Annotated in this window: 25 protein-coding genes; 17 read left to right on the forward strand and 8 right to left on the reverse strand. The window is 65.1% G+C overall.

The window, feature by feature from the left end; genetic code table 11:
* Nucleotides 1-4 precede the first annotated feature (4 nt).
* Together M2339_RS05610 and M2339_RS05615 are read right to left on the reverse strand one after the other, a co-directional pair.
* Complete coding sequence (locus M2339_RS05610) at nucleotides 5-1,132, reverse strand: HlyD family secretion protein (RefSeq protein WP_264587267.1); 1,128 nt, start codon at nucleotides 1,130-1,132, stop codon at nucleotides 5-7.
* A complete protein-coding gene (locus M2339_RS05615; RefSeq protein WP_264587266.1) occupies nucleotides 1,125-1,595 on the reverse strand; it encodes a MarR family winged helix-turn-helix transcriptional regulator in 471 nt (156 codons plus the stop codon). The genes M2339_RS05610 and M2339_RS05615 overlap by 8 nt, the downstream gene beginning before the upstream one ends.
* A 131-nt stretch (nucleotides 1,596-1,726) precedes the next feature.
* Here M2339_RS05615 and M2339_RS05620 point away from each other — a divergent pair, with 131 nt between their 5' ends.
* The 3 genes from M2339_RS05620 to M2339_RS05630 all read left to right on the forward strand — a co-directional run bounded on the left by M2339_RS05620 (nucleotide 1,727) and on the right by M2339_RS05630 (nucleotide 5,470).
* Nucleotides 1,727-2,491, forward strand: coding sequence for an alpha/beta fold hydrolase (locus M2339_RS05620; protein WP_264587265.1), 765 nt, complete (start codon nucleotides 1,727-1,729; stop codon nucleotides 2,489-2,491).
* 71 nt (nucleotides 2,492-2,562) lie between these two features.
* Nucleotides 2,563-4,452, forward strand: a complete 1,890-nt coding sequence (locus M2339_RS05625; RefSeq protein ID WP_264587264.1) for a M2 family metallopeptidase — start codon at nucleotides 2,563-2,565, stop codon at nucleotides 4,450-4,452.
* A gap of 184 nt (nucleotides 4,453-4,636) precedes the next feature.
* A complete protein-coding gene (locus M2339_RS05630; protein WP_264587263.1) occupies nucleotides 4,637-5,470 on the forward strand; it encodes a GGDEF domain-containing protein in 834 nt (277 codons plus the stop codon).
* Between the two features lie 15 nt (nucleotides 5,471-5,485).
* Here the strand turns inward: M2339_RS05630 and M2339_RS05635 are convergent, their stop codons facing one another.
* Together M2339_RS05635 and M2339_RS05640 are read right to left on the reverse strand one after the other, a co-directional pair.
* Nucleotides 5,486-6,934 (reverse strand): AMP nucleosidase, encoded by a 1,449-nt coding sequence (locus tag M2339_RS05635; protein ID WP_181559728.1) that lies wholly within the window; start codon nucleotides 6,932-6,934, stop codon nucleotides 5,486-5,488.
* 90 nt (nucleotides 6,935-7,024) lie between these two features.
* Complete coding sequence (locus M2339_RS05640) at nucleotides 7,025-7,507, reverse strand: peroxiredoxin (RefSeq protein WP_181559727.1); 483 nt, start codon at nucleotides 7,505-7,507, stop codon at nucleotides 7,025-7,027.
* A 209-nt stretch (nucleotides 7,508-7,716) separates the two neighbouring features.
* On the opposite strand from M2339_RS05640, the gene M2339_RS05645 reads away from it, so the two are divergent.
* The 5 genes from M2339_RS05645 to M2339_RS05665 all read left to right on the forward strand — a co-directional run bounded on the left by M2339_RS05645 (nucleotide 7,717) and on the right by M2339_RS05665 (nucleotide 13,632).
* Nucleotides 7,717-8,289: a YqgE/AlgH family protein gene (locus M2339_RS05645; protein ID WP_181559726.1), complete on the forward strand. Its 573-nt coding sequence runs from the start codon at nucleotides 7,717-7,719 to the stop codon at nucleotides 8,287-8,289.
* A 154-nt stretch (nucleotides 8,290-8,443) separates the two neighbouring features.
* The gene (gene ahcY, locus M2339_RS05650) at nucleotides 8,444-9,844 is read left to right on the forward strand and encodes an adenosylhomocysteinase (protein WP_264587261.1); all 1,401 of its coding nucleotides are present in this window, start codon (nucleotides 8,444-8,446) and stop codon (nucleotides 9,842-9,844) included.
* 138 nt (nucleotides 9,845-9,982) lie between these two features.
* Complete coding sequence (locus tag M2339_RS05655) at nucleotides 9,983-10,936, forward strand: metal-dependent hydrolase (RefSeq protein ID WP_264587260.1); 954 nt, start codon at nucleotides 9,983-9,985, stop codon at nucleotides 10,934-10,936.
* Nucleotides 10,937-10,940: 4 nt separating this feature from the next.
* Nucleotides 10,941-12,317 carry a cryptochrome/photolyase family protein gene (locus M2339_RS05660; protein ID WP_264587259.1) on the forward strand — a complete coding sequence of 459 codons (1,377 nt, stop codon included), beginning with the start codon at nucleotides 10,941-10,943 and terminating at the stop codon, nucleotides 12,315-12,317.
* Between the two features lie 46 nt (nucleotides 12,318-12,363).
* A complete protein-coding gene (locus M2339_RS05665; protein WP_413714724.1) occupies nucleotides 12,364-13,632 on the forward strand; it encodes a class I SAM-dependent methyltransferase in 1,269 nt (422 codons plus the stop codon).
* Here the strand turns inward: M2339_RS05665 and M2339_RS05670 are convergent.
* Entirely contained in the window at nucleotides 13,629-15,998 is a 2,370-nt protein-coding gene (locus M2339_RS05670) for a patatin-like protein (RefSeq protein WP_264588353.1), read from the reverse strand. The two genes, M2339_RS05665 and M2339_RS05670, sit on opposite strands and share 4 nt — an antisense overlap.
* Before the next feature lie 59 nt (nucleotides 15,999-16,057).
* Nucleotides 16,058-16,762 (reverse strand): endonuclease/exonuclease/phosphatase family protein, encoded by a 705-nt coding sequence (locus M2339_RS05675; protein WP_181559721.1) that lies wholly within the window; start codon nucleotides 16,760-16,762, stop codon nucleotides 16,058-16,060.
* A gap of 110 nt (nucleotides 16,763-16,872) precedes the next feature.
* Here M2339_RS05675 and M2339_RS05680 point away from each other — a divergent pair, with 110 nt between their 5' ends.
* The 5 genes from M2339_RS05680 to M2339_RS05700 are packed head-to-tail and all read left to right on the forward strand — an operon-like array spanning nucleotide 16,873 to nucleotide 20,108.
* On the forward strand, nucleotides 16,873-17,319 hold the full coding sequence (locus M2339_RS05680) for a host attachment family protein (protein WP_264570351.1): 447 nt from the start codon (nucleotides 16,873-16,875) through the stop codon (nucleotides 17,317-17,319).
* Between the two features lie 42 nt (nucleotides 17,320-17,361).
* On the forward strand, nucleotides 17,362-18,729 hold the full coding sequence (gene radA / locus M2339_RS05685; protein ID WP_264578933.1) for a DNA repair protein RadA: 1,368 nt from the start codon (nucleotides 17,362-17,364) through the stop codon (nucleotides 18,727-18,729).
* 9 nt (nucleotides 18,730-18,738) lie between these two features.
* Nucleotides 18,739-19,314 carry a CvpA family protein gene (locus M2339_RS05690; protein ID WP_181559718.1) on the forward strand — a complete coding sequence of 192 codons (576 nt, stop codon included), beginning with the start codon at nucleotides 18,739-18,741 and terminating at the stop codon, nucleotides 19,312-19,314.
* Between the two features lie 12 nt (nucleotides 19,315-19,326).
* Nucleotides 19,327-19,776, forward strand: coding sequence for an iron-sulfur cluster assembly scaffold protein (locus M2339_RS05695; protein WP_264587258.1), 450 nt, complete (start codon nucleotides 19,327-19,329; stop codon nucleotides 19,774-19,776).
* On the forward strand, nucleotides 19,773-20,108 hold the full coding sequence (locus tag M2339_RS05700) for a DUF423 domain-containing protein (protein WP_264587257.1): 336 nt from the start codon (nucleotides 19,773-19,775) through the stop codon (nucleotides 20,106-20,108). Before M2339_RS05695 ends, M2339_RS05700 begins: the two co-directional genes overlap by 4 nt.
* A 15-nt stretch (nucleotides 20,109-20,123) precedes the next feature.
* Here M2339_RS05700 and aroB read toward each other — a convergent pair whose 3' ends face one another.
* On the reverse strand, nucleotides 20,124-21,221 hold the full coding sequence (gene aroB / locus M2339_RS05705; protein ID WP_264587256.1) for a 3-dehydroquinate synthase: 1,098 nt from the start codon (nucleotides 21,219-21,221) through the stop codon (nucleotides 20,124-20,126).
* Nucleotides 21,218-21,772, reverse strand: a complete 555-nt coding sequence (locus M2339_RS05710; protein ID WP_264587255.1) for a shikimate kinase — start codon at nucleotides 21,770-21,772, stop codon at nucleotides 21,218-21,220. Before M2339_RS05710 ends, aroB begins: the two co-directional genes overlap by 4 nt.
* Nucleotides 21,773-21,868: 96 nt before the next feature.
* Between M2339_RS05710 and M2339_RS05715 the strand changes: the two genes are divergently transcribed.
* From M2339_RS05715 to M2339_RS05730, 4 genes are read left to right on the forward strand one after another with little or no spacing between them, the layout of a single operon-like run.
* Nucleotides 21,869-22,060 carry a hypothetical protein gene (locus M2339_RS05715; RefSeq protein WP_181559713.1) on the forward strand — a complete coding sequence of 64 codons (192 nt, stop codon included), beginning with the start codon at nucleotides 21,869-21,871 and terminating at the stop codon, nucleotides 22,058-22,060.
* Between the two features lie 42 nt (nucleotides 22,061-22,102).
* On the forward strand, nucleotides 22,103-23,908 hold the full coding sequence (locus tag M2339_RS05720; RefSeq protein ID WP_264588352.1) for a hypothetical protein: 1,806 nt from the start codon (nucleotides 22,103-22,105) through the stop codon (nucleotides 23,906-23,908).
* Nucleotides 23,908-24,837 (forward strand): tyrosine recombinase, encoded by a 930-nt coding sequence (locus tag M2339_RS05725; RefSeq protein ID WP_264587254.1) that lies wholly within the window; start codon nucleotides 23,908-23,910, stop codon nucleotides 24,835-24,837. Before M2339_RS05720 ends, M2339_RS05725 begins: the two co-directional genes overlap by 1 nt.
* A gap of 9 nt (nucleotides 24,838-24,846) precedes the next feature.
* Nucleotides 24,847-25,791: an acetyl-CoA carboxylase carboxyltransferase subunit alpha gene (locus M2339_RS05730; RefSeq protein ID WP_264587253.1), complete on the forward strand. Its 945-nt coding sequence runs from the start codon at nucleotides 24,847-24,849 to the stop codon at nucleotides 25,789-25,791.
* Nucleotides 25,792-25,793 lie beyond the last annotated feature (2 nt).

Genomic DNA, 25,793 nt, shown 5'->3' on the forward strand with positions numbered 1-25,793 from the left:
TGCGTCAGCGGGCGGAGGCGACTGCGGCGCCGGCTTTGGTCGCGTGAATGTCCACCGTCACCTTCGCGCTCAGGCCAGCGATCATCGGCCGCTCCGGATGGCCGTCTATGGCAATGCGCACCGGCACGCGCTGCGTCACCTTCACCCAGTTGCCATTGGCATTCTGGGCCGGGAGCACCGAGAATTCAGAGCCGGTGCCCGCGCCAATGCTATCGACATGGCCACGGATATGCGATCCGGGATAGGCATCGATCTTGATATCGGCGCTCTGGCCCGGGCGCATCCTGTCGAGATCGGTTTCCTTGAAATTCGCGGTCACCCAGATCCGGTCGCTGGCGACGATGCTGACCAGTGGCAGACCTTGCACCGCCATCTGACCGACTTGCAGGCGACTGGCCTGGCTGATCCGGCCGGAGACGGGGGCATGGACCACAGTGCGATCGAGGTTGAGAGCGGCCTGATCGCGCTGGGCTTGCGCCGCGGCGATTTCAGGATTGACGCCCGGCACCTGCGCGCCGTTGGCGAGCGCGGCCTTGGCCTTGGCGGCATCGGCTTCCGCCGTGCGCAGCCGCGTGCGGGCATTGTCGAGCGCCTGCTGGGATTGCTGGAGACGGGCGCGGGTGGTGAACCCGTCCTTCATCAGCGCCTGCTGCCGGTCGAGATCCTGCTGGGCGTAATAAACGTCCTCACGCGCACCGGTGATGTCGACATTCGTTGCCTGAAAATCCGTGCGGAGACGCCCGACCGCGACCTGCGCATTGGCGATCTGGGCGTTGGCCTGCTGGAGCGCGACCTTGTAGGGCTGCTGGTCGACGACGAACAGCACGTCGCCGGCCTTCACCATCTGGTTCTCGCGAACCTTCACCTCGATGATCCGCCCAGCGACATCGCTGCCGACTGCCACGATGTCCTGCTTTACATAGGCATTGTCGGTCGACACGGTGCGCCCGCTCGTCGCCCAGAACCACGCGCCCACCGCCAGAATGATCAGCGGCACCGAAATCATGAGCAAGCGGTTGCGCAAGCGCTTGCCGCGCGGCTCCGCTGCGACTGTTTCATCGGGTGCGGCCACGGTCTCGGCAGGCGCAGGCGCCTGAGCGGTCGGACGCAGGGCAGGATCGGCTTCAGACATGGACTGCCGCCTCCTTTGCGGCCTCGTCAGTGGCAGGCTGGCTATCACCGGAAAGATTGTCGCGGATGCGGCAGAGCACGGAAAGCACGGTTTCCTGATCTTCTGCTGAAATGCCGGCGAGCGATTCATTGAGAACCCGCTGGCCGATCTGCTGCAATTCGGCGGCGAGCGGCTTGGCCGCCTCGGTCAGGAACAGCTGCCAGGCGCGGCGGTCCTGCGGATCGCGACGGCGCTCGACCATGTCGGCCTGCTCGAGGCGGTCCACCATGCGACAGGTCGTGATCGGCTCGACATCCAGCCGCTCGGCAAGCGCGCCCTGGTTGATGCCGGGAAATCGCATGATCTGCGCGAGCGCGCGCATCTGCGGCCCGGTAATGCCAAGGCTACGGGTGCGCTCGTCGAACCGGCGACGATATATGCGCCCGAGGTCGCCGATCGCAAAGGCGAGATGATTGCCGTCCATGATGCCGGCGCATTTAGTAAGCGGGCTTATTAAAAGCAAGTCCAGACTCTGTCACCCAATGGCGGGACAGGGCGCTCATCTCCCGCGCATTGGCCTTGCCTTTCGGACCCGATCTCCGCCACAATCGGGCGATGACAGAGACATCGACGATCCGCCTCGAGCATCTTCAGGGCCATGACGGCACGCGCATCGCCGTCCATCGGCTCGGCGATGGGCCGGCGGTCATCATGCTGCATGGCCTCAGTTCCAGCGCGCAAATCAACTGGCAGCGATATGGCACGGCCCAGAAAATCGCTGATGCCGGTTTCGAGGCGATCATGATCGATCAGCGCGTGCATGGCTGCAGCGATGCGCCGACGGATGCCGATGCCTATCCGCAGGACGTGATGCTGCTCGACATGGAAGCGGTGATCGGGGCGCTGGGCGTCACGCAGTTCGATCTAGTCGGCTATTCAATGGGCGCGCGGCTGTGCCTGGGACTGATCGACCGTGGCATGACACCACGGCAACTGGTGCTGGGTGGCATGGGGCTGGAAGGCCTGCTGGAGTGGGCGCGCCGTCGGCAGTTCTTCCTCAATGCACTCGATCATTTCGAGACGGTACGGCCGGGCGACCGCGACTATATGGCGATCCATTTCATGAAGACCATGAAGATCGATCCGGTCGCCTTGCGCCTGCTGCTGATGAGCATGAGCGATATGGATCACGCGGTGCTGGCCAAGGTGACGATGCCGACCCTGGTGCTGTGCGGCGAGGATGATGACGATAACGGCTCGGCCGATGCGCTGGTCGGGGCTCTGCCCGATGCGCAACGCGGCACATGCCCCGGCACGCATATGACAGCGATCACCAAACCGGAATTCGGACAGGCCATCGCCGACTATCTCGCGGGTTGACGAACCTAGCCCTGACAGGCCAGCTTGGCTGCAATCCACAGGCTCAGGCCACAGGTTCAGGGACACCAATCATGCTCAATCCCGTTTCGCGCCTTGCCGTAGCGGCAGCGCTCTCATTTGCCGTTTGCGGCGCGCCGGCTTTGGCCCAGGCCGATTCGGCTCCGGCGCAGGCCACGCCCACGTCGGCTCAGGCCGATGCGCTCGTGGCGCAAGCCGAGAAGGAATTCTTCGATTATTCGCTGGAGGCCAATCAGGTCTATTGGGTCAACGCAACCTATCTGACCGAGGATACAGATGCGCTTGCCGCCCGCGTCGGCGCCAAGGGCACCGAGATGTCGGTCCGCTATGCGCTGGAGGCCGCCAAATTCGAGAAGGTGCCGGGCCTCTCCTACGACACCAAGCGCAAGCTCGACATCTTGCGGGCAGGCATCGTGCTGCCGGCGCCGACCACGCCCGGCGCCGCTGCCGAGCTGAACGCCATCGCGACCAAGCTGCAGTCCGATTATGGCAAGGGTCGCGGCACGTTGGACGGCAAGCCGATCAACGGCAGCGATATCGAAGCGGAGATGGGCAATCTCGACCACACGCCGAACGAATATCGGGAGATGTGGACGAGCTGGCACGACAATGTCGGCAAGCCGATGCGCGGCGAGTTCGAGCGGCTGGTAACCATCGCCAATGAAGGCGCCAAGGAGCTGGGCTTTGCGGATGCAGGCGCGATGTGGCGCTCCAATTACGATATGCCGCCGGACGACTTCGCCAAGCTGACCGAAAAGCTCTGGCAGGATGTGAAGCCGCTCTACGATTCGCTGCACTGCTATGTGCGGGACAAGCTGAATGCCAAATATGGCGATGCAGTCCAGCCCAAGACCGGGCCGATCCGCGCCGATCTGCTCGGCAACATGTGGGCGCAGGAATGGGGTAATATCTACCCGCTGGTCGCGCCGGCCGGGGCCGGCGATCTGGGCTATGACATCGGCGCGCTGCTCAAAGCCAAGGGCTATGTGGAAGCCAGCCCGACCGAGGCCGATCCCGCCAAGCGTGGAAAGTGGGAAACGCAGATGTTCAAGTTCGGCGAGGGCTTCTTCTCCTCGCTTGGCTTCGACCCGCTGCCGGAAACCTTCTGGACGCGCACCCAGTTCATCAAGCCGCTCGATCGGGAAGTGGTCTGCCACGCCTCGGCTTGGGATATCGACAATAAGGACGATATCCGCATCAAGATGTGCACAAAGGTGGACAGCGGCGACTTCGTCACCATCCACCACGAGCTGGGGCATAATTATTACCAGCGCGCCTATAAGGACAAGAGCTTCCTCTATCTGAACGGCGCCAATGACGGCTTCCATGAGGCCATTGGCGACACCATCGCGCTGTCGATCACGCCACAATATCTGGTCGACATCGGCCTGCTCGATCCGTCCAAGGTGCCAGGCACGGACAAGGACATCGGCCTGCTGCTGCGGCAGGCGATGGACAAGATCGCCTTCCTGCCCTTCGGCCTATTGATCGATCGCTGGCGCTGGGGCGTGTTCGACGGCTCGATCCAGCCGGCGGATTACAACAAGGCGTGGAATGCCATGCGGCTGCAATATCAGGGCATCGTTCCGCCGACGGAACGTCCGGATGACGCGTTCGACGCCGGCGCGAAATATCACATTCCGGCGAGTGTGCCCTATACCCGCTACTTCCTGGCGCGGCTGCTGCAGTTCCAATTCTATGAGGCTGCCTGCAAGCAGTCGGGCTGGAAGGGGCCGCTCCACCGCTGTTCCTTCTACGGCAACAAGGCCGTCGGTGAAAAGCTGAACGCCATGCTGGAAATGGGCGCCTCCCGTCCGTGGCCGGACGCGCTGCAGGCCTTCACCGGCTCGCGCGAGATGAGCGGCAAGGCGCTGGCCGCCTATTTCTCGCCGCTGAAGACCTGGCTGGACCGGCAGAACAAGGGAAAGAGCTGCGGCTGGTGAGCCGCCAGCGGGGCAGGGCGAGCCGCTCTGCCCCGTCCTTACACCGAAGCCTTGATAGTCCGCTGATGCGCTAGGCGCGGGCGAGGCGAGTGGACGTGCGAATGATGGTTAACGCAGCAGGGAATGCGCGCAATGCTTAGATAAACATGCTATTTGACAGCATGTTAGATGGTCTGGTGGGCATATGGTCTGGCTTCTCCTGTTAATCGTCTCGGCCGGCATTGGCTTGCTCGCATCGTCCCTTCCCTCGATCCATTCGATCCTCAAGGCCCTCAAAGGTGGCGATTTGTACCGCCGCTGGAATCGCCTTCGCTGGTTGGTCGTCGGCTTCATCATGGCCTATGTCGTGTACGGCAGCAGCCGCTTTGCCACGGTGTCGGAGCCAACGGATTTGCTTGGCAGTCTGATTCTGCTGGCGGGCGGGTTCTTCGTGCTCGCCGTCGCCCGGCTCTCCGCATTGACCACGCAGGATCTCGTGCGCATCGCCATACTGGAGCGCGATGTGGTGCGCGATCCGCTCACCGGCACGTTCAACCGGCGCTATCTCGACACAAGGCTGGACGAAGAGATCAGTCGGTCCCGCCGCTCGGGACTGCCCCTTTCCACGCTGATGATCGATCTGGACCATTTCAAAGGCGTCAATGATTTCTATGGGCATCTGGTCGGAGATCAGGTGTTGCGTCACGTGAGTTCGCTGATCCAGAGCCAGGTGCGCCTGAACGACATCGTGGTGCGCTATGGCGGCGAAGAGTTTGTCGTCATCACGCCGGACAGCAGCCTGGAAGATGCGGCGCGGCTGGGGCACCGGCTGCTGCGGCAGTTGCGCGACCACAGCATCGATTTGCCCAATGGCGACACGCTGGCGGTCACCGCCAGCATCGGCGCGGCCACGCTTGCGGAGGCGGAGGGGCGCACGACATTCCTGCGCCGGGCGGACGATGCGCTGTATGAGGCCAAGCGCGGGGGCCGCGATCGGCTTTGCGTCGCCGGCCGGCTGGCGGAGGAGAGCCCGGCCTGACGTCCCTTCGCGCCGTCAGCGAAAGGGCGGCTCGTTGAAGGCGCGCAGCTTGCGGCTGTGCAGGCGGTCGCCCTGCTGGCGCAGGCGTTCGCAGGTCTCGATGCCGATGGCGAGGTGGCCCGCTATGGCTTCCTCGTAGAAACGATTGGCCTGGCCCGGCAGCTTGAGCTCGCCATGGATCGGCTTGTCGGAGACGCATAGCAACGTGCCATAGGGCACCCGGAAGCGATATCCTTGGGCGGCGATGGTCGCGCTCTCCATATCCACGCCCACCGCGCGCGAGAGGGAGAAGCGCAGGGCCGAGCGGGAGTAGCGCAGCTCCCAGTTGCGGTCGTCCGTCGTCACGATGGTGCCGGTGCGCAGGCGGCGCTTCATGTCGCCGCTGGCGCCCAGAATATGCTCGCACGCCTCGGCCATCGCCACCTGCACCTCGGCAATCGCCGGCACCGGGATTTCCGGCGGCAGCATTTCATCGAGCACATGGTCGTCGCGCAGATAGGCATGGGCCAGCACATAGTCGCCGATCCGCTGGCTGGGACGCAGGCCGCCGCAGTGGCCGATCATCAGCCATGCCTCGGGCCGCAACACGGCGAGATGATCGCAGATGGTCTTCGCGTTGGCGGGGCCGACGCCGATGTTGACGAGCGTGATCCCCGTGCCGTCCGGGGCGATCAAGTGGTAGGCCGGCATTTGGTGACGCCGCCAGGCGCTGTCAGCGATCGCGCTTTCCGGATTGGCGGTGTCGGCGGTGACCTCGACGCCCCCGGCACCGGAAAGCGCCGTGAAACGCGTGCCGGGTCGCTTGAGTTCGGTGCAGCCCCAGCGCACGAACTCATCGACATAGCGGTGATAGTTGGTGAACAGAATGTAGCGCTGGACGTGCTCGGGCGGCGTGCCGGTATAATGCCGCAGACGCGCCAGACTGAAATCCGTGCGCAGGGCGTCGAACAGCGCCAGCGGACGCTCGCCTGATGGGCCGGGCAGCAGCAGCCCGTCCGCCACCTCATCGCCGATCTGCGCGAGCTCCGTCGACGGGAAATGGCGCGCCAATTCGCTGGGCGGGATCGCAGCAAGTGTGCCGGCGGGCAGCGAATCCAGCACATAGGGGAACGGGATTGCCTGATCGCTCCGGCCGACGCTGACTTCCACCTCATAATCGGCCATCAGCAGATCGAGCTGTTCGGTCAGATAGCGCGCGAACATCTGCGGCCGGGTGATCGTCGTCACATAATGGCCGGGGCGAGAGAGGCGCGCGAAGGAGCGGCGGCTCGGCACGCCGTCATTGGTCTGATGATAATCGATGATCAGCGAGGGATAGCAGAAATCCCGGTCCGCCACCGAGCGGGCGGAAGGCACGGTGCCATCCTTGGCATAAGCGAAAATGGCCTCGCGCAGATTGGCGGTGGCGGTTTCATAGCCCGCGATCAGCGCTTCGACGATGTGGGTGCTGGAAGCTTGGTTCATGCCCCTTCATAGCTGGCCTGTATGACAGGCGGAAGAGGGGCGGGGTGCGGGGCAGCAGCGACTTGCGCCACCGCCCCGTTTGCTATGGTCTTAGAGCTGCTCGAGCATGAAATCGGCGCTGGAAACGCGGAATTCGCCCGGCGCTTCGACATGGAGCTGCTCGACCACGCCATCATTGACCAGCATCGAGAAGCGCTGGCCGCGCGTGCCGAGACCGAATTTGCTGCCGTCCATGGTGAGGCCGACGGCTTCGGCGAAGCTGCCATTGCCATCTGCGAGCATTGTCACCTTGCCGTCAGCCGACGAGGCCTTGCCCCACGCGCCCATGACGAACGGATCGTTGACGGCGGTGCAGGCGATCTCGTCGACGCCCTTGGCCTTGAGGTCGCTTTCCTTCTCGATATAGCCCGGCAGGTGCTTGGCCGAGCAGGTAGGCGTGAAGGCGCCCGGAACGGAGAAGAGCGCGACCTTGCGGCCAGCAAAATAATTCTTGCTGTCAACCGGTTCGGGGCCGTTTTCGGTCATCTTGACGAAGGTCGTTTCGGGCAGCGTGTCGCCAACTTTGATCGTCATCGGTGTCTCCTGTTCTGGGGGAAAGGGCTCGGCTGGTGAACCAGCGCGCAGCGAGCAAGTCGGTGTTCGGCCTGCGCCTGTCAAGGTCGATGCTGTGCGGGGCCGGGCGGCTCTGCGGTACGATGGCCGCTCAGCCGGACGGGTCAAGCGCCTGCGGGGTGGACGCATGCTCCCCAACAAGGCATGGTCGCGCTCAGGAGGCCCATCGCATGAGCGCGCCCGCGCAACCGAGACTCTCCCTCGCCGGCAAATTGTTGCTGGCCATGCCGGATATGCCGGACGCGCGGTTCGAGCGCGCAGTCATTCTCCTGTGCGTGCATGACGAGGGCGGCGCCCTGGGCATCGCGCTGCACGAGCCGATGGAGGGCATGGGACTGCATGCTCTGCTTGGCTCGTTAAGCATCGACGCGCAGTCGGTGGGCGATGAGCCGGTGCTGCAAGGCGGGCCTGTCGAACCGCGCCGCGGCTTTGTGCTGCACAGTCGGGACTGGATGACGGCGGACAGCCACCCCATCGATGACGAGATTGCGCTCACCGGGTCGATGGAGGTGCTGCACGCCGTTGCTTCGGGCGGCGGGCCGGCCCGCTGGTTGGTCGCCTTGGGCTATGCCGGGTGGAGCGCGGGACAGCTGGAAACGGAGCTGGCCGCGCCGGGCTGGTATCTCAGCAAGGCGCAGCCTTATCGGCTGTTCTCGATGGCGCCGGAGAACCGCTGGGCCGGGGCGTTTTCGCTCGAAGGCATCGATCCCGCGATGCTGACCGGCAATATGGGACACGCCTGACACGGCAGGCTGGCTTCCTTCATCCCTTCCGCCCGACCCCAATCACATAAAGATATCTTTATATTTGCGAGGGAGCGATAGCCTTGGTAAGGCGCCGCGGTGTTACCGGTGGCGTGCGTAGCGGCCCCGGCTCAGGCAATCAGGAGAATGATCAGTGGCGACCGTGGCCCAGGACTATATCGTAAAGGACATCTCCCTCGCTGGCTTCGGCCGCAAGGAGATCGAGATCGCCGAGACCGAAATGCCGGGCCTGATGGCGCTGCGCGAGGAATTCGGTGCATCCAAGCCGCTCAAGGGCGCGCGGATCACCGGCTCGCTGCACATGACGATCCAGACCGCTGTGCTCATCGAGACGCTGGCTGAGCTGGGCGCAGAGCTGCGCTGGGCCACCTGCAACATCTTCTCGACCCAGGACCATGCCGCCGCCGCGATCGCCGAGCGGGGCATCCCCGTGTTCGCCATCAAGGGCGAGACGCTCGAGGAATATTGGGACTATGTCATCAAGATCTTCGATTGGGGTCAGGACACGACCTGCAACATGATCCTGGACGATGGCGGCGACGCGACAATGTTCGCGCTGTGGGGCGCCCGTGTCGAGGCCGGTGAAGAGCTGTTCGCGCCGTCCAACGAGGAAGAGACGATCTTCGTCGCGACCCTCAAGCGCTTCCTCGCCGAGCGTCCCGGCTATCTCACCAAGACCGTCGCGGCGATCAAGGGCGTGTCCGAAGAGACGACCACCGGCGTCCACCGGCTCTATGAGCTGGCCAAGAAGGGCAAGCTGCCTTTCCCGGCGATCAACGTGAACGATAGCGTCACCAAGTCCAAGTTCGACAATCTCTATGGCTGCAAGGAGTCGCTGGTCGATGCCATCCGCCGCGCCACGGACGTGATGCTGGCCGGCAAGGTCGCCTGCGTCGCCGGCTTCGGCGATGTCGGCAAGGGCTCGGCGGCCTCGCTCCGCAATGGCGGCGCTCGCGTGCTGGTGACCGAGATCGACCCGATCTGCGCCCTGCAGGCCGCGATGGAAGGCTATGAAGTCGTGACCATGGAAGAAGCGGCCACCCGTGCCGACATCTTCGTGACGGCGACCGGCAATGAGGACATCATCACACTCGACCACATGCGCGCGATGAAGAACATGGCCATCGTCTGCAACATCGGCCACTTCGACAGCGAGATCCAGATCGCGGCGCTCAGCAACATGAAGTGGACCGAGATCAAGCCGCAGGTCGACGAGGTCGAGTTCCCCGATGGCAAGAAGATCATCATGCTCGCCAAGGGCCGTCTGGTGAACCTGGGCTGCGCGACCGGTCACCCGAGCTTCGTTATGTCCTCCAGCTTCACCAACCAGGTGCTGGCGCAGATCGAGCTGTGGACCAAGAGCGATGCCTACAAGAACGACGTCTATGTTCTGCCCAAGCATCTCGATGAGAAGGTCGCAGCGCTCCACCTCGAGAAGCTGGGCGTGAAGCTCTCCAAGCTGACCGAGAAGCAGGCCGCTTATATCGGCGTGACGCCCGAGGGGCCGTTCAAGCCGGATCACTATCGCTACTAAGCCGCGTAAGGCTGAGAAGACGTGAGAAGGCGCGGGCTAAGTCCGCGCCTTTTTTCGTGATTTCGGCCGCGCCCCTGATCCGTTCCCGCCCTCTCGGGCAACTTGACCTGCAGCGGTGGGGTCGTGAAGACAGGGGGCATGGACAATCTCACACACAGCATGGTGGGCGCCGTGCTGGGCCAGATCGGGCTCAAGCGCACCTCCGGCCTTGCCATGCCGACGATTATCATCGCGGCGAACATCCCGGATATCGATGCGACCTGCACGTTGCTGGGGACACAGGCGCTGGCGCTGCGGCGCGGGCTGACGCACGGCCCGATCGCGATGATCGTGCTACCATTGATCCTTATCGCAATCATGGTCGCGTTCGACCGCTGGCAGGCGAAGCGTGGGACACGGCCAGAGACGCGGCCGCCGGTGAACATAGTCTGGCTGTGGGTCGTCGCGCAGATCGGGACGCTCAGCCACCCCGCGTTCGACTGGCTCAACAGCTATGGCATCAGATTGCTCTCGCCGTTCAGCGACCAGTGGTTCCATGGCGATACGCTGTTCATCATCGATATCTGGCTCTGGGCGCTGCTGATCGGCGGCTATCTCTGGGCACGGCGCGGCGAGCGCACCGGGCCTGCCCCGATGATGCATCGCGCGCGGATCATCGCGACGGCCGCCTGCGCCTATATCTTCGTCAACGGACTGATCACCGGATCAGCGGAGGCGAAAGCCGCCGCATGGCTGCGCGCCCAAGGCCGCGAGCCGGACCTGGTGGTCGCCAATCCGCGTCCGTTCGCACCCTGGTCGCGCGAAATGCTTTGGCGCGGGGACGGGCGCTTCGGCGGCTTTCCCTACAGCCTCGCCACCGGGCTTGAAGCCGATGCAGGCGCAGCGGAAGGGATGCCGACCGGCATGGACGATCCCGGCGTCGAGCGGGCGCGGCAGCGCGATGAGGATGCGCGGGCTTTCCTGTTCTGGTCGCGGATGCCGGTCGCGCGGCGGACGGAGAATGGCGACCTGCTGATCTCCGACCAGCGCTTTGAGGGGCGCGGCGCCAGCGCGAGCTTTTCCGTGCAGGTGCCTGCGCAAGCAGTGCGGTAGAGCGATGTCGGCACCGAGCATTTTATGGTTCCGGCGGGATCTGCGACTGACCGATCAGGCCGCGCTCACGCAGGCGTGTGCGGACGGGCCGGCGATCCCGGTCTATATTCTCGATGATGAGACGGCGCGGCACCGGGCCATGGGCGGCGCCTCGCGCTGGTGGTTGCATCATAGTATCGAGAGTCTCGACGCCGCCCTGCGCGCACGCGGATCGCGGCTGATCCTGCGCCGGGGCAAGACCGAGGCGGTTCTTGCTGCGCTGGCCGCGGAGACCGGCGCCACCCGCATCCATGCTTTGCACCATTATGAGCCCTGGTGGCGCCAGGCAGAGAAGGCGGTTGCGCGCTCTCACGAACTGATATTGCACGATGGCAATTACCTCATGCCGCCGGGCGCCGTGACCACGGGCAGCGGCGGCCCCTACAAGATCTTCACGCCCTTCTGGCGTGCGCTGCGAGAGGTCATGCCGCCGGCTCAGCCCGTGCCGGCGCCTGATACCGTTCCTGCTCCCCAAAAATGGCCGGTGAGCGATCAACTCGAAAACTGGGCCTTGCTGCCGACTTCGCCTAATTGGGCGGGCGGGTTCGCGCATGACTGGTCACCTGGCGAAGCAGGCGCCCACGATCGGCTCGATGCCTTTATTGACCATGTCGGTGACTATGACGAAGGCCGCAATCTGCCCTCAATAGAGGGCTCCTCGCGCTTGTCGCCGCATCTGCATTTCGGCGAGATTTCGCCGGCAACGCTGTGGCACGCACTCGATCGAGAGGATGGCGCCAGCGAGGTCTATCTGCGTGAACTGGGCTGGCGTGATTATGCCCAGAATGTCATCGCGCAGATAAGCGATTATGGCAGCCGCAACGGTCGCGCGCAGCTCGATGCCTTTCCGTGGCGCTCGGGCCATGAGGCGGTGGACGACCTCAAGGCCTGGCAGGAGGGGCGCACCGGCTACCCGATCGTCGACGCCGGGATGCGCCAGCTCTGGCAGACCGGCTGGATGCATAACCGGGTGCGGATGATCGCGGCGAGCTTCCTCATTAAGCATCTGCTCCTCGACTGGCGCGAAGGGGAGCGCTGGTTCTGGGATACGCTGGTCGACGCCGATTACGGCAACAATGCTGTCAACTGGCAGTGGGTCGCGGGGACCGGGATCGATTCCAACATGTTCGTGCGGATCATGGCGCCGCTCACCCAGTCCGAGAAGTTCGACGCGGCTGCCTATATCCGGCGCTGGGTGCCGGAGCTGGCGCATGTGAAGGACGGGGCGGTCCACGATCCGGATGCCGCAGGCGCAAGGCCCGTACAATATCCGGCTAAACTGATTGAGCATCGCGCCGCACGAGAGCGGGCGCTCGCCGCTTATGCCCGCGTCAAAGGCTGAGCGCGGCCCGGTTGTCTTTGCGGGAGGAATGCGCTCATATGGGCGCATGACCATTCACAATCCCAAAGCCAGCCGCCAGCGCGCCATGATGCGCCGGGCCGGCGCGCAGGTGGGTGGGCGTTTCTGGCGGGCTTTGCCGACCCGGCTGTTCCAGCCGATGCTCGTGAGGGTCGACCGGGGTCTGATGCGTGGATCACTCGAACTGCATCTGCCGGATGGATCGGTGCGCTTACTCGGCGGGCGCAAGCAGGGCTTTGCCGCGATCGTCCACCTTGCCAATTGGCGGGCCTTGATCCGGCTGGCGGCCTCCGGCTCGACCGGCTGGTATCGCGCCTGGGCGGATGGGGACTGGTCGAGCCCCGATCCGATTGCGCTGTTCGCCCTGTTCGGCGCCAATGCCCGTTCGCTGGGGAAGTCCGCGCGCTCGACTGGCCTGCCGCGCCTGATGGGCCGCTGGAAGCTGGCGCGGCGGCATAACAGCCGGCGCGGCGCGCGGCGCAACATTGCCGAGCATTATGATCTCGGCAATGATTTCTACCGGCTGTGGCTGGACGAGACGCTGACCTACTCCAGCGCGCGCCCGGCGCATCCGCGTGAGACGCTGGAAGCCGCGCAGATTCGCAAGATCGACGAGCTTCTGACGAGGCTCGATCTTAAAAATGGTCAGCAACTGCTTGAAATTGGGTGTGGCTGGGGCGGACTGGCCGAGCGTGCGTTGGCGCGGGCCGATATCGGCTACACCGGTCTTACGCTCTCCACTGAGCAGCAGCAGATCGTCCGGGGCCGGATCGATGGATTGGGCGCGCAGGACCGGGCTCAGGTCCTGCTGCAGGATTATCGCGACTGTGCCGGCCCGTTCGATGCGATTGCCAGCGTGGAAATGGTGGAGGCTGTCGGGGAGCGCTATTGGCCGACTTATCTCGCCTGCATTGCCCGGCTGCTCAAGCCCGGCGGGCGCGCGGCCATCCAGTATATCAGCATCGATGACGAGATTTTCCCGGCCTATGCCGCGCGGGCCGACTTCATCCAGCGCTACATCTTCCCCGGCGGTTGCCTGATTGCCGAGCGGCGCTTTCGCGATCTTGCCCAGCGCGAAGGGCTGGAATGGGCAGACCAGACGCGCTTCGGCCTCGATTATGCGTGGACACTGCGACAGTGGCGCGCGCGCTTTGACGCAGTGGTGGATGCAGGTCGTTTGCCCGCCCGGTTCGATGCGCGGTTCGTGGACATGTGGCGCTACTATCTCATGTATTGCGAAGGCGGTTTTGCCGGACGCAGCATCGATGTCTCGCAGGTGACGCTGATCAAGCGCTAGGCGCCGATCTGAGCGATCTGGGCGCGGATCGTCGCGATCTGGCCCGGGATGAGGGTCAGCCGGGGCTCTTCCTCATCCAGAATCGCCTCGAACGCCGCGCGCTTCCAGGCCGCCTTGCGCGCATCATCGGCGGCGATCTCCGGCGGCATAGTGGAAAGCAGAATGTCGATCAGCCGATCAGCCCCATGGAGCCGACCCCACAAATAGTCGTTCTCCCGATAGGCACGGCTGAAGAACGCACCGAAGCAGTTGAACTCGATGCCGCGCAGCGTCGCCGGTGCGCCGCCCTTGCGGATCGCCACGGCATCTTCGGGAGATATCCGATCCACCTTGATCGGGTCGTACTCATCCAGGCCCTCGCCTTGCAGAAGCGGGAAGGTCGCGATGTCGTAATATGGGAAGCCAAGATAGGCCTTGAGCAAGGTGCGCCGATCTTCGGCCGGCAGCGCCACACAAGCGGCCGCAAAGCGCGCGTCGATCTGCTGGTCCAGATCCCGCAAGCCCCGCGCTTCCGCGATGATCGCAAGGGACGCCATCAGGTTATCGCCGTGCGGCCGCAGGGCTTCGCGTGTGCCCGCGCCAAACCATGCCGGCGTCTGACGTTCGGCATAAAGGCCGATGGCTTCGTAGAGCATATCCTGCATGACGGAGAGGGCGGCGCCATTGCCCTCATCGTCCTCGCTCTCGCCTTCCACAGCCTGCTCACGGAGCTGGACGAGGCGCCGGGCGAGGAAGCGCAGCCGGCGGATGCGGAACGCAATGTCGTGATTGCGATAGAACAGAATGAGCGCCGCGCTCGCGCCATCGCCCGATCCGGGGTCCATCTGGTCCACGCCCGCCGCATGGAGCTGCGCACGCAGCGGCTCCCGCAGACTGTCGCGCGCGGCCATGCCAGGGGCATCGCGGAGTTGACTGAGCAGATCGGCCAGTTCATCGATGATGCCGGCATATTTGAGATAGCCATAAGCGGGATAGGCAAAGCCCGCCGCCCGCGAGGCCTTTTGCTGCAGCCTCGCGCGCAGATGCGCCAGACGGCGCGGCGAGGGCCGGCTGAGCAGTAGGCTGAGGCCGACGGTCTGGTCCACGGTTCGTTCGATGTCCGGCCGCAAGCGCTCGGTGATTTCCAGCATCCGGTGAATGCGGCTGGAGCGCGCGCCTATGGCTTCCAGATTGTCCCGGATCGGCTGTTCGCGCGGAATATCGCTGACCGCGCCGAAGATCGTGCGGAAGAAGCCCGGGACAGGGCGCTCACCATTCTGGGCATGGTGGGGAGGGGAGGTGAGGCGAAAGCCGGGCGCGCTGGGCGTGGGCTCGATGAACACAAAGCGCCGGTCGACCGTCCGCCGCGCTGGGCGATTCTTGAGCGCATCGATTGCCTGCGCAAAGGGCGCATTGGCCAGCACCGATCCGTCGATCAGCACGGCATCCTCCGCATCGCCGGTGGCGCTGTGGCCGGGGAGCACACGGCGCAAAAACGCATCGCGACCGGGCCAGGCGCGGTCGCGGTCGGCGAGCACCTTGTCCATTTCCCGAGCCGTGAACGGCGGAAAGGCGCCCGGAAAGCTAGCCGTCGCGCGCGCCGCGAAGGCGAGTTCGGCAGGGTCGGCGAGGGTGCGCGGTTGCCCACCCCGGGCATGGAAGCCAATCGTAAGCCGGTGCTCGGTCTCGCTGATTTCCGGTGGGCTGTTGAGCCGCAGCCGTTCCTCATGGCCGGTGAAATCCGTGGCAGTGACGAACAGGTCCAGCGGATGGCCGCGGGGCAGCAGCGATCCTCCGCTCTTCTCCGGCGCTGTCTCGCGCGCTTTTTCCATCGCATCGAAGGCATTGAGCAGCAGCTCGGTAAACCCCTTGCCGCCGAAGGGAGGCGCGAACCAGCGCGCCCGGATGAAGTTGGAGAGTTTGCGCCGCACCTCCGAGCGCGTTTCCGGCGCCACGGTGCGGGACACCGTATCATTGCGGCGGCGCAGCAGCAGCCAGAGCAGCGGCGCGGCCCAGAATTTGGTGAAGCGCGAGAGCGGGCGCGCGTCCGGATCGAGCAAGATGTCGACATCGGCGCAGCGCAGCCACAGTTCGGTCAGCGGGTCGAGCGACTGACCGCTTTCTATGGCCTGCGCCAGATACACGCCGTTGATCCCGCCCGCACTGGCCCCGGCAATGATGTCCGGCAGAATCCGCACTCGCAGGCCGGTCTCTGCAAGGCAGGTCTCCAGAATGCGCTGATAAACAAGATTGCCCGGCCGACCGCTGCGGAAATCCCGGCTGGCCTGCGCCAGATGCCAGATCTCCTTGGTGACCCCGTGCATGTAGACGGCGAGGCTGACTCCACCATAGCAGACCAGCGCCAGCCTCAGTTCCTTCTCCCGCATGAGCGCAGATTGGCGCGCTACGGCCGGCTTGTCGAGCCGTTGCACGGATTATCCGCAAATCAGCGAAGGTCGAACGTGGCCCAGACCGGCAGATGATCGGACGCGCGCCGGGCCAGCACGGAGGAATGGACGCCGCTGTCGGTCAGCGTCAGGCCGCCCCGCCACATGATCCGGTCGAGTTCCGCAATCTGGCGGCGGGCGTGGAAACTGCGGCCGCATGGCGCGATGTCATAGTGGCGCGAGAAATCCTGCAGGCACCCGCGATTGGCGGTCCACTCGTTCGTGTCGCCCATCAGGATGGTCGCATCGGCGGGATGCTGGACATCTACCATATCGACATGATGCTGAACCGCCGCAGCCTGCCGCCGCCGCCAGAGGCCGGAGAGGTCGAGGTGCATCCCCACCGTCCGCAGGCGAATGCCCTTGATCTCGATACAGGCCATCACAGCGCCGCGCGGCTCCAGGCAGGGGAGATGGATCACGCTGGCATCGGCATGGCTCTGGTCGCGCCGAACCAGGAGCGCATTGCCGTGCCAGCCCATGCTCTCGACTCGCGTCGGCAACTCGATGGCGCGATAATCCGAATGCATCTCCAGCAGGCGATCCGGCAGCACCGCATGACGGATGCCGAAGCGGCGGTCGGCTTCCTGCAGAGCAATCACATCGGCATCCAGTTCGTTCAGCACATCGATGATGCGCTCTGGCATGCGGCGCCGATCGGTACCGACGGCTTTGCGGATGTTGTAGGAAGCGACCTTGATCATTGCGCCGTAGATTTGGCCTTATCGGCCGCAAGGCAACCCCATGGCCAAGAAAAAGGCAACTCCGCGCCAGCTCAGCCATTCAACTTATATCGCAATCTTGGAGGATGATGATGAAAGTTGCTCATGACGCGCTCGTGATGGTGGTCGATGGCAGCAAGATGCTGCTGTTCCGTAATGCTGGCGACGAGGAGTTTCTCAACCTTCAGGTCGAAGAGGCGGTGGAGCAGAAATCCGAGCAGGATCAGGATCTTTCGACCGATCGGCCGGGGCGCAGCTTCGCTTCGGCACCCAACAGCCAGGATCGCAGTGCGATGGAAGAAACCGACTTCAAGCAGCAGGCGGAAGACCGCTTCGCAGCGGATGCGGTCGCGCTGCTCAACAAGCGCGCCATGGAGGGATCGTTTGATCAGCTCGTCATTGTCGCAGCGCCGATCACCCTGGGTGAGATGCGCCGCCATTATCACAAGACGCTCAAGGATCGGCTCGCCGGCGAAATCGGCAAGACGCTCACCAGCCATCCGGTCGACGAGATCGAACAGATCCTCATGAAGAGCTGATCTCGCCTCTGGCGTTCCCTCTTCGTTCTGCTAAGAGGGCGCATGGCGAAAGTGAAACGTCGATATGTGTGCCAGGCCTGCGGGGCGGTGGCGTCCCGCTGGCAAGGGCAGTGCGATGACTGCGGAGAATGGAACAGTCTGATCGAGGAAGCGCCGCCCACGGCGTTCTCGGCCAAGCACGATCTGCAGGCCGGCGGGCAGGCGATTAATCTGATTGGGCTCGATGCGGATATCGCTCTGCCCGAGCGGATGAACACTGGCCTGCCGGAATTCGACCGCGCAGTCGGCGGCGGGCTGGTGGCGGGGTCCGCAAGTCTGATCGGCGGCGATCCGGGCATCGGCAAATCTACCCTGCTGCTTCAAGCTGCGGCGCGGATGGCCAAGGCCGGGCGGCATGTCGTTTATGTGAGTGGCGAGGAAGCTGCCGATCAGGTCAGGCTGCGCGCCCGGCGGCTGGGGCTGGGCGATGCGCCGGTGCATCTCGCCAGCGCCACCTCCGTGCGGGATATTCTGACGACATTGGGGCAGCGGGAAGAGCCCGATCTGCTCATCATCGATTCGATCCAGACCATGCACAGCGACCTGATCGAAGGCGCGCCGGGCACGGTCAGTCAGGTGCGGGCGAGCGCTCAGGAGTTGATTCGCTTCGCCAAGCGCGGCGGGACGGCGCTCATTCTGGTTGGCCATGTCACCAAGGATGGCACCATCGCCGGGCCGCGCGTGCTGGAGCATATGGTGGACACCGTGCTCAGCTTCGAGGGGGAGCGCAGCCACCAATATCGTATCCTTCGCGCGATCAAGAACCGCTTTGGCGGCACGGACGAGATCGGCGTGTTCGCAATGGTCGAGGAGGGACTGCAGGAAGTCGGCAATCCCTCGGCGCTGTTTCTGACCGACCGTGAGGAGCGCGTGGCGGGCACGGCAGTCTTCCCCGCGCTTGAAGGTACGCGGCCGGTTCTGGTGGAAGTGCAGGCGCTGACGGTGCGACTGGCCAGCGGCGCGACCCCGCGCCGGGCCGTGGTCGGCTGGGACAGCGGCCGGCTGGCCATGGTGCTGGCCGTGCTCGAAGCCCGCTGCGGCTTGAGCTTCGCGACTTGCGAGGTCTATCTCAATGTCGCTGGCGGTTACCGCTTGCAGGACCCTGCCGCCGACCTTGCCGTCGCTGCTGCCCTGATCTCGGCGCTTTCCGAAAAACCCGTGCCGCATGATGCGGTGATGCTCGGGGAAATCGCGCTGTCCGGCGAGTTACGTCCGGTCGCCCATAGTGCGCTGCGCCTGCGAGAAGCCGCCAAGCTCGGCTTCGGGCGTGCCTTGTTGCCGGCATCCAGCGCGGCGCAAGCCAGCGGCATTTCGACGACCGGATTCCGCCGGCTCGGCGATCTTGTTGACCATCTGCTTGGGCGGGACTAGCCAGCCGGCATGACCGTGCTGGATTTTGCCGTTCTTCTGCTCATCGGTGGCCTGGCCGTGCGGGGCTTCCTGCGCGGTTTCGTGACCGAATCGCTATCGCTTGCGGCGCTGATTGGCGCCATCGTCGCGGTGCGGCTGTTCCACGCGCCCTTCACCGCTCTGCTCGATACCATCGTGGGGGCGGAATATGTGGCGGCGCTGCTGGCATTCGTCGCGGTGTTCGGCGTCGTCTTCATGCTAGGCACGCTGCTAGCCCGCTGGATCGGCGACAAGACCAAGACCTCGCTACTCGGCCTGTTCGACCGGACGCTGGGCCTTGGCTTCGGCGCCATCAAGGGCCTGTTGGTGGCGACCATCGCCTTCGTGCTCTTCACGATCGGTTATGATGCCATCTACGGCGTGCAGACCAATCGGCCGGACTGGATGCGGTTGTCCCGGTCTTATCCGCTCCTGAGCGCGAGCGGCGCGGCGATGAGTGGTTGGATGGCGGAGAACAGCCGGCGCGGCGGCCTGCTCGGTATTCTTGAGGATGATGGCGCTGAGAGTAGCAACGCGAGTGGCGAGGACAGCAATGCCGCGCAGTGAAGGCACCGGGGCATGAGCAGCGCGCTCTACAGCATGGATGTGCTGCGTCGCGCTGCCGGCATTTCCGCCTATCCGCCGCTCGAGCAGGCTGATTTCGTCGAGGAGCGGCGCTCGCCGACCTGCGGCAGTCGTGTCTCGGTCAGCTTGCGGGTGGATGAGGCCGGCCGCATCACCGCCTTCGGGGTGGATGCCAAGGCTTGCGCGCTGGGGCAGGCCGCCTCGGCCATTCTCGCCGCGCAAGCTGTCGGCGCTGATCGGGCAACCATCGAGTCGGTGAGCGAGGCATGGCGGGGCTATCTGGCCGGGGAGCAGGATGCCCTGCCGGACTGGCCGGATCTCGCCTTGCTCGCAGCCGGTCGAGATTATCCCGCCCGGCACCCCTCAATGCGACTGGCATTCGAGGCCACGGTCGCCGCCCTTGCTCGCGCAAATGGGGACGCGCAAAAGGAGACGTCGTCATGATCGGCATACTGGCCGCGCTGAGCGCCGCCTTGTCCATCGGCGCGTCGGCATTCGGCGCTCATGCGGCCAGCAGCCCGCAGGCGGCGGAGTGGTTACGGACCGGCGGCGTCTATCAGCTTGTCCATGCCGTGGCGGTGCTTGCGTTGCTGCGCCTGCCGGTCAGCAGCGGTCCATCCTGGGCGCTGCTGGGCGGGAGCGCGCTGTTCGCCACGACGCTCTACGCCATGGCGCTGGGTGCCCCGCGCTGGCTCGGCGCAATCACGCCGATTGGCGGCGTGGTGATGATCCTGGGATGGCTCTGGTTGGCCTGGCAACTCGCGCGCGCTGACTGAGGCGATCTGCCTGTTTCAGGCGCCGTCGAGATAGGCGGCAACGTCCGCCAGATCGACATCCTTGGCGAGATAGGTCTTGCCGATACCACGGGCGAGCAGGAAGGGCAGGGTGCCGCTGCTCATCTTCTTGTCATGCAGCATATGCTCGACGAGCCGCGCACCAGAAGCGGAGACACCCGCATCCGCCAGCGAGGCGGGCAGGCCGACCGCGCGCAGATGCGCGACGACCCGCTCTGCATCCTCGGGCGGGCATTCGCCGCGCCGCACGGAGTATCCAAAGGCCAGTGCCATACCCGCCGCGACACCCTCGCCATGGAGCAGCCGATCCGAAAAGCCGGTTTCCGCCTCAAGCGCATGGCCAAAGGTGTGGCCAAGGTTGAGGAGCGCCCGGCGACCGCTGGTCTCGCGCTCATCCTCGGCGACGATTGCGGCCTTGGCGGCGACGCTGCGGGCAATGGCGTGGGCGCGGGCATCCGGATCGCCAGCCATCAGCGCCGTGCCGTTCGCCTCGCACCACGCGAAAAACTCGGCATCGTCGATCAGGCCGTACTTCACCACCTCGGCATAGCCGGCGCGCACTTCGCGCGGGCCCAGCGTATCGAGGGTGTCGGGGTCGATCAGCACGAGTGATGGCTGATGGAATGCGCCGAGCAGGTTCTTGCCTGCCCGGCTGTTGATCGCCGTCTTGCCGCCGACTGAGCTATCCACCTGCGAGAGCAATGTGGTCGGGATCTGCACGAAGTTGCAGCCCCGCTTGACGATGGATGCCGCGAAACCGACCAGATCGCCGATCACTCCGCCGCCCAGTGCAATCACATGGTCCCGCCGTTCTATGCCATGGGCGATCATCCGGTCGGTCAGGGCTTCGAGATGCTGCCAGCTCTTGGTGGATTCGCCCGCCGGAAGCGTCACCAACTCGGCCGCCAGTCCAGCCCGCTCCAGCGCGGCGGCAAGGCGGGGCCATTGAGCCGAAGCGACATGCGCGTCCGTCACGACCAGAAAGGGTCGGCTGCTGGCAAAGGGCGTCAGCGCCTCGCCCGCGCGCTCCATCAGCCCGGCTTCGATGCGGACATCATAGCTGCGCTCGCCAAGGGAAACGGGGACGGTGGTCATGGGTTGAGCGCTTTCACGATCTTGTCGATGGTCGCCTCATGCGGCGAGTCCGAGCTTTTGATGTGGATGGGGGCTTGCTGGTAAAAGGGCGTGCGCGCCGCAGCGAGGCTCTTGAGCACTTCGCGCGGCTCACGGTCCTTCAGCAGGGGGCGGCCATCGCGCCGGGAAACGCGGTCGACGAGAATGTCGATATCCGCATCCAGCCAGACGGCCGTGGCGTGCGCGAGGATCAGCGCCCGTGTCTCGTCATTGACGAAAGCGCCGCCACCGGTGGCGACAACCTTGGGCACGCCGTCGATCAGCCGAGCGATCACGCGCCGCTCGCCATCGCGAAAGGCCGGCTCGCCATAGGTGTCGAAGATTTCCTGAATGGTCATCCCGGCCGCCCGCTCGATCTCGTCGTCGGCATCGACAAAGGGCAGGTTGAGCCGGGCTGCGAGGCGGCGGCCGATGGTGGACTTTCCCACGCCCATCAGGCCCACCAGGACGATGGATGGTCCTGCGGATGCCCCTGCGATGGCCTCTTCGCGATATTTATCGTTTCGCCCCATGATCTGCGCGGCTATACAGCCGCCAACGTCTGAGGCAACGGCGTTCGAACGCCATCAGGCATATGTCACTGCAACGGTAAGGCCCGATCCCCCATCATGAAACTCAGCCGCCGCGACCCTTATCAACAGTCCTATCGCTCACGCCGTCCGCGTAATCCGCTGTCGCTGATCGGCGTCATTCTGTTGGTCGTCATCGTGCTGCTCCTCGTGCTCTCCTGGTGGAACGGCGCCGAACGACCCGTCACCGAGATCGAGCTGCCGGTTTCCGCCGAGCAACTTGCCGGTTAGGGCAGGGCAGTGCGAGGCAGACAGATTGGCTTGCTGGCGGGGATGAGCGCGCTGGCGCTCAGCATTCCCGTACTGGCGCAGAGCGGCCCTGAATCGCTGCTGCCGCCCGGATTTGGCGATGCCGCGCCGACGCCGTCGCCCAGCGGGCCGCAGCCGGCGACACCGCAGCCCACGCGGCCGGCCGCACCGGCGCCCACGCCGCTGCTGCCGCCCGGCGCCGTCGTCGACCGCGCCGCCAATGCCATGGCGGCCGACGAGGCGGTGAACGAGACGGCAGCCGACGAAATCGCCGAGAAATACGATCTGCCGCCGTCCGCACGCCGGTCTCTCGACCGGATCGGCCCGCTCAAGGTGGCGCAGGGCGGCTTGGGCGAAAGCGCCTTCGGGCAACGCAATGGGCAGGCCCTTGCCGGCGTAATGCGCACGATGCGCGCGCCGGTCATGTCTCGCTGGGCAAGCATTTTGATGCGTCGCGCGCTGCTCTCCCAGCTCACCACGCCGTCGGATATCAACGGCGCGGACTGGGCCGCCGAGCGCGCATGGCTGCTGCTGCGCATGGGCGAGGCGGATAATGCGCGCCTGCTGATCCAGCAGGTCGATGCCGATCAGTATAGCCGCCGGCTCTATTCCGTGGCGATGCAGGTGCAACTTGCTACCGCTGATCCCGCCGGCTTCTGCCCGCTGCTGCCACGCGCGCGGGATATGAGCGACGAGCCGGGCTGGTTCATGGCGCAGGCCATCTGCGCCTCTTTCTCGGCAGATCAAGGCACGGCGAGCGCATTGCTCAGCCAAGCACAGCGGCGCGGCATCGCCCGCGGCATCGACTACAGGCTTGCCGAAAAGGTTGTCGGCGCCGGGCCGAACAGCCGCCGCTCGGTGAAGATCGAGTGGGATGGCGTGAGTCAGCTCACGACATGGCGCTATGGCCTGGCCACGGCAACCAATGTCGCCATTCCACCAGCTTTGTTCCAGACGGCCGGGCCGCAGGTGCTCGCCTGGCAGGCTCGCGCGGCCAATCTGTCGCCGATGGATCGTCTGGCGGGTGTCGGAGTCGCCTCGCAGCTGGGCGTCTTCTCGGGCGCGGCAACATTGGGCTTCTTCGCTGCCTTGGCCGAGGACGAGTCCGCCGAGGCTGCCGCGAATGATCGCGTCGACTGGCTGCGGACGGCCTATGGCTCAGGCGATACCGGCACGCGAATTTCCGCGATGCGCGATTTCTGGCAGGCCCAGCCGTCAGGTGGCTGGAGTGCCGGGCCGGGCGGCGTTTACTATGGCGCCTTGCCCGCTGTCGCGCGCGCGGCTGCGGCGCTGCCGGTCTACGCTGAAGCAGGCGAGGATACGCCCTGGCTGATCGCTGCCATGCTTGCGGGCGGCTATGATCGGAGCGCCGCGCGCTGGCGCAGCGTGCTCGAGGGACTGGACGGTGACGCACAGCAGCGCAGCTGGGCCCTGTTGGCGACTGGCCTGCCCGATGCGGCGGTGGACCTGTCCGCAAACCGTATCGCCGCCTTTGTCGACGCCGATGAGGCAGAAGACAAGTTGCGTGGTCATAGTCTCGTCGCCGTGCTGGGTGGGCTCAATCGCCTGCCTGCGGGCGAGCGGGCGCAGCTTTTGCAGGATGCCGGGGTCAACCTGTCCTCGCGGCGTCCATGGGTCCGGGCAATCGTTGCGGCGGCGGCACGCCGGGAACAGGGCACGGTAGCGTTGCTGGCGGGCGTCGGGATGCAGAGCCTCAATTGGCGCAACATGACGCCCGAGCAGCTCTATTACATCATATCGAGCCTAAACGCTGTCGGTCTTGAGGCTTATGCGCGGATGATCGGCGCCGAGGCGATGGCCCGGCTCTGATGGCCGGTGCGGACGAGCGCGAGTCGGCCGTCGGTTCGCGCGATGCCACGCTGATCAGCCGCTATCTCACCATGATGGCGGCCGAGCGCGGCGCCTCACGCAACACATTGCTCGCCTATCGAACCGATCTCGAAGACGCTGCGGCGCGCTGCCAGGGGTTGGCAGATGCGGACGCTACCCGGCTCACCTCGCTGGCTGCATCATGGCGGGATCTCGCGACATCGACGGTCGCGCGCAAACTTTCGGCGCTACGAGGTTTCTTCGCTTTTCTAGAGGCAGAGGCGGTCCGGGCTGACAATCCCGCCGCGAGTCTGGCAAGGCCCAGCCTGCAGCGTCCGCTCCCCAAAATACTGTCTCATCAGGATGTCGATGCGATTTTTGCGGTCATCGCCGAACGGATTGCGCGCGTGCCGGTCAATCCGCTCGACCTACGGCTCGCGGCGCTGATCGAGTTGCTCTACGGTTCCGGGCTGCGTGCGACCGAACTGGTTTCGTTGCCCGCCAAGGCCATGGCGACCGATCGCCCCTTTCTCATCCTGCGGGGTAAGGGCGGGCGCGAGCGGCTCGTGCCGATCTCCGACCGGGCGCGCGCGGCCGTGGCCGCTTGGCGGGCGCATGTGCCGGAGGACAGTGCCTGGCTCTTCCCATCAGGCAAATCCTATTTGAGCCGCGTGCGCCTCTTCCAGCTGGTGCGCGCTTTGGCCGCCGAGGCTGGTATCGATCCGGCGCGGGTCAGCCCGCATGTCCTGCGTCATGCCTTCGCGACCCATTTGCTGGAAGGGGGTGCAGACCTGCGCGCATTGCAGGCCATGCTGGGCCATGCCGACATCACCACGACGCAGATTTACACCCATGTCGACGCCGCGCGACTGGTCGCGCTCGTTAACGCACGCCATCCGCTCGTTGACCTCAAGCGACGCGGCGTATAGCGCGCGAGCATGATCAGTTATCTCGACTTTGAGAAGCCGGTAGCGGCACTCCAGGCCCGGATCGACGAATTGCGCGAGACGGCCGACAATGATTCCATCGATATCGATGCGGAGGTCGAAAAGCTGCAGCAGCGCTCGACGGCGATGCTCGGGGATCTCTACGCGCGGTTGACGCCCTGGCAGAAGACGCAGGTCGCGCGCCATGCCCAGCGGCCGCACTTCCGCGATTTCGTCGAGGGCATGTGCAGCGACTTCATGCCGCTGGCTGGCGACCGCGCCTTTGCCGACGATCAGGCCATTCAGGGCGGCTTTGCGACCATCGAGGGCCGCAAGGTGATGCTGATCGGCCATGAGAAGGGCAATGATACCGCCAGCCGGGTGAAGCATAATTTCGGCATGGGGATGCCGGATGGCTATCGCAAGGCGATCCGGCTGATGCAACTGGCCGATCGTTTTGGCCTGCCCGTGGTAACGCTGGTCGACACCTCAGGCGCCTTTCCGGGTGTGCAGGCCGAAGAACGCGGTCAGGCCGAGGCAATCGCGCGTGCGACCGAGGCCTGCCTCACGCTCGGCGTGCCGCTGGTGGCGGCCGTGGTCGGCGAGGGCGGATCGGGCGGCGCCGTGGCGCTGGCGTCTGCCAATCGCGTGCTGATGTTTGAACATGCGATCTATTCTGTGATCTCGCCTGAGGGTTGTGCCTCCATCCTCTGGCGGACCGCGGACAAGGCGGCAGACGCGGCGCAGGCGATGCAGGTCACCGCGCAGCAGCTCGCCAGCCTGGGGGTGATCGACCGGATCGTTCCGGAGCCGGTGGGCGGTGCTCATCGGGCGCCCGACTCGGCTATCGCAAGCCTCAAGGGCGCAATTCTGGAAGAGCTTGGTGCCCTCGCCAGCGAAGATTCGAATGCGCTGCGCACGCAGCGAGCACAGAAGTTTCTGGCCATGGGCGCCTGACA

Source organism: Sphingobium sp. B2D3C (assembly GCF_025961835.1).
Taxonomy (GTDB): domain Bacteria; phylum Pseudomonadota; class Alphaproteobacteria; order Sphingomonadales; family Sphingomonadaceae; genus Sphingobium.

Excerpts from the sequence above, each read along its gene's own strand:
- M2339_RS05610 (WP_264587267.1), bottom strand. The coding sequence starts at position 1,132 with ATGTCTGAAGCCGATCCTGCCCTGCGTCCGACCGCTCAGGCGCCTGCG.
- M2339_RS05615 (WP_264587266.1), bottom strand. The coding sequence starts at position 1,595 with ATGGACGGCAATCATCTCGCCTTTGCGATCGGCGACCTCGGGCGCATA.
- M2339_RS05620 (WP_264587265.1), top strand. The coding sequence starts at position 1,727 with ATGACAGAGACATCGACGATCCGCCTCGAGCATCTTCAGGGCCATGAC.
- M2339_RS05625 (WP_264587264.1), top strand. The coding sequence starts at position 2,563 with ATGCTCAATCCCGTTTCGCGCCTTGCCGTAGCGGCAGCGCTCTCATTT.
- M2339_RS05630 (WP_264587263.1), top strand. The coding sequence starts at position 4,637 with ATGGTCTGGCTTCTCCTGTTAATCGTCTCGGCCGGCATTGGCTTGCTC.
- M2339_RS05635 (WP_181559728.1), bottom strand. The coding sequence starts at position 6,934 with ATGAACCAAGCTTCCAGCACCCACATCGTCGAAGCGCTGATCGCGGGC.
- M2339_RS05640 (WP_181559727.1), bottom strand. The coding sequence starts at position 7,507 with ATGACGATCAAAGTTGGCGACACGCTGCCCGAAACGACCTTCGTCAAG.
- M2339_RS05645 (WP_181559726.1), top strand. The coding sequence starts at position 7,717 with ATGAGCGCGCCCGCGCAACCGAGACTCTCCCTCGCCGGCAAATTGTTG.
- M2339_RS05655 (WP_264587260.1), top strand. The coding sequence starts at position 9,983 with ATGGACAATCTCACACACAGCATGGTGGGCGCCGTGCTGGGCCAGATC.
- M2339_RS05660 (WP_264587259.1), top strand. The coding sequence starts at position 10,941 with ATGTCGGCACCGAGCATTTTATGGTTCCGGCGGGATCTGCGACTGACC.
- M2339_RS05665 (WP_413714724.1), top strand. The coding sequence starts at position 12,364 with ATGACCATTCACAATCCCAAAGCCAGCCGCCAGCGCGCCATGATGCGC.
- M2339_RS05670 (WP_264588353.1), bottom strand. The coding sequence starts at position 15,998 with ATGCGGGAGAAGGAACTGAGGCTGGCGCTGGTCTGCTATGGTGGAGTC.
- M2339_RS05675 (WP_181559721.1), bottom strand. The coding sequence starts at position 16,762 with ATGATCAAGGTCGCTTCCTACAACATCCGCAAAGCCGTCGGTACCGAT.
- M2339_RS05680 (WP_264570351.1), top strand. The coding sequence starts at position 16,873 with ATGAAAGTTGCTCATGACGCGCTCGTGATGGTGGTCGATGGCAGCAAG.
- radA (WP_264578933.1), top strand. The coding sequence starts at position 17,362 with ATGGCGAAAGTGAAACGTCGATATGTGTGCCAGGCCTGCGGGGCGGTG.
- M2339_RS05690 (WP_181559718.1), top strand. The coding sequence starts at position 18,739 with ATGACCGTGCTGGATTTTGCCGTTCTTCTGCTCATCGGTGGCCTGGCC.
- M2339_RS05695 (WP_264587258.1), top strand. The coding sequence starts at position 19,327 with ATGAGCAGCGCGCTCTACAGCATGGATGTGCTGCGTCGCGCTGCCGGC.
- M2339_RS05700 (WP_264587257.1), top strand. The coding sequence starts at position 19,773 with ATGATCGGCATACTGGCCGCGCTGAGCGCCGCCTTGTCCATCGGCGCG.
- aroB (WP_264587256.1), bottom strand. The coding sequence starts at position 21,221 with ATGACCACCGTCCCCGTTTCCCTTGGCGAGCGCAGCTATGATGTCCGC.
- M2339_RS05710 (WP_264587255.1), bottom strand. The coding sequence starts at position 21,772 with ATGGGGCGAAACGATAAATATCGCGAAGAGGCCATCGCAGGGGCATCC.
- M2339_RS05715 (WP_181559713.1), top strand. The coding sequence starts at position 21,869 with ATGAAACTCAGCCGCCGCGACCCTTATCAACAGTCCTATCGCTCACGC.
- M2339_RS05720 (WP_264588352.1), top strand. The coding sequence starts at position 22,103 with ATGAGCGCGCTGGCGCTCAGCATTCCCGTACTGGCGCAGAGCGGCCCT.
- M2339_RS05725 (WP_264587254.1), top strand. The coding sequence starts at position 23,908 with ATGGCCGGTGCGGACGAGCGCGAGTCGGCCGTCGGTTCGCGCGATGCC.
- M2339_RS05730 (WP_264587253.1), top strand. The coding sequence starts at position 24,847 with ATGATCAGTTATCTCGACTTTGAGAAGCCGGTAGCGGCACTCCAGGCC.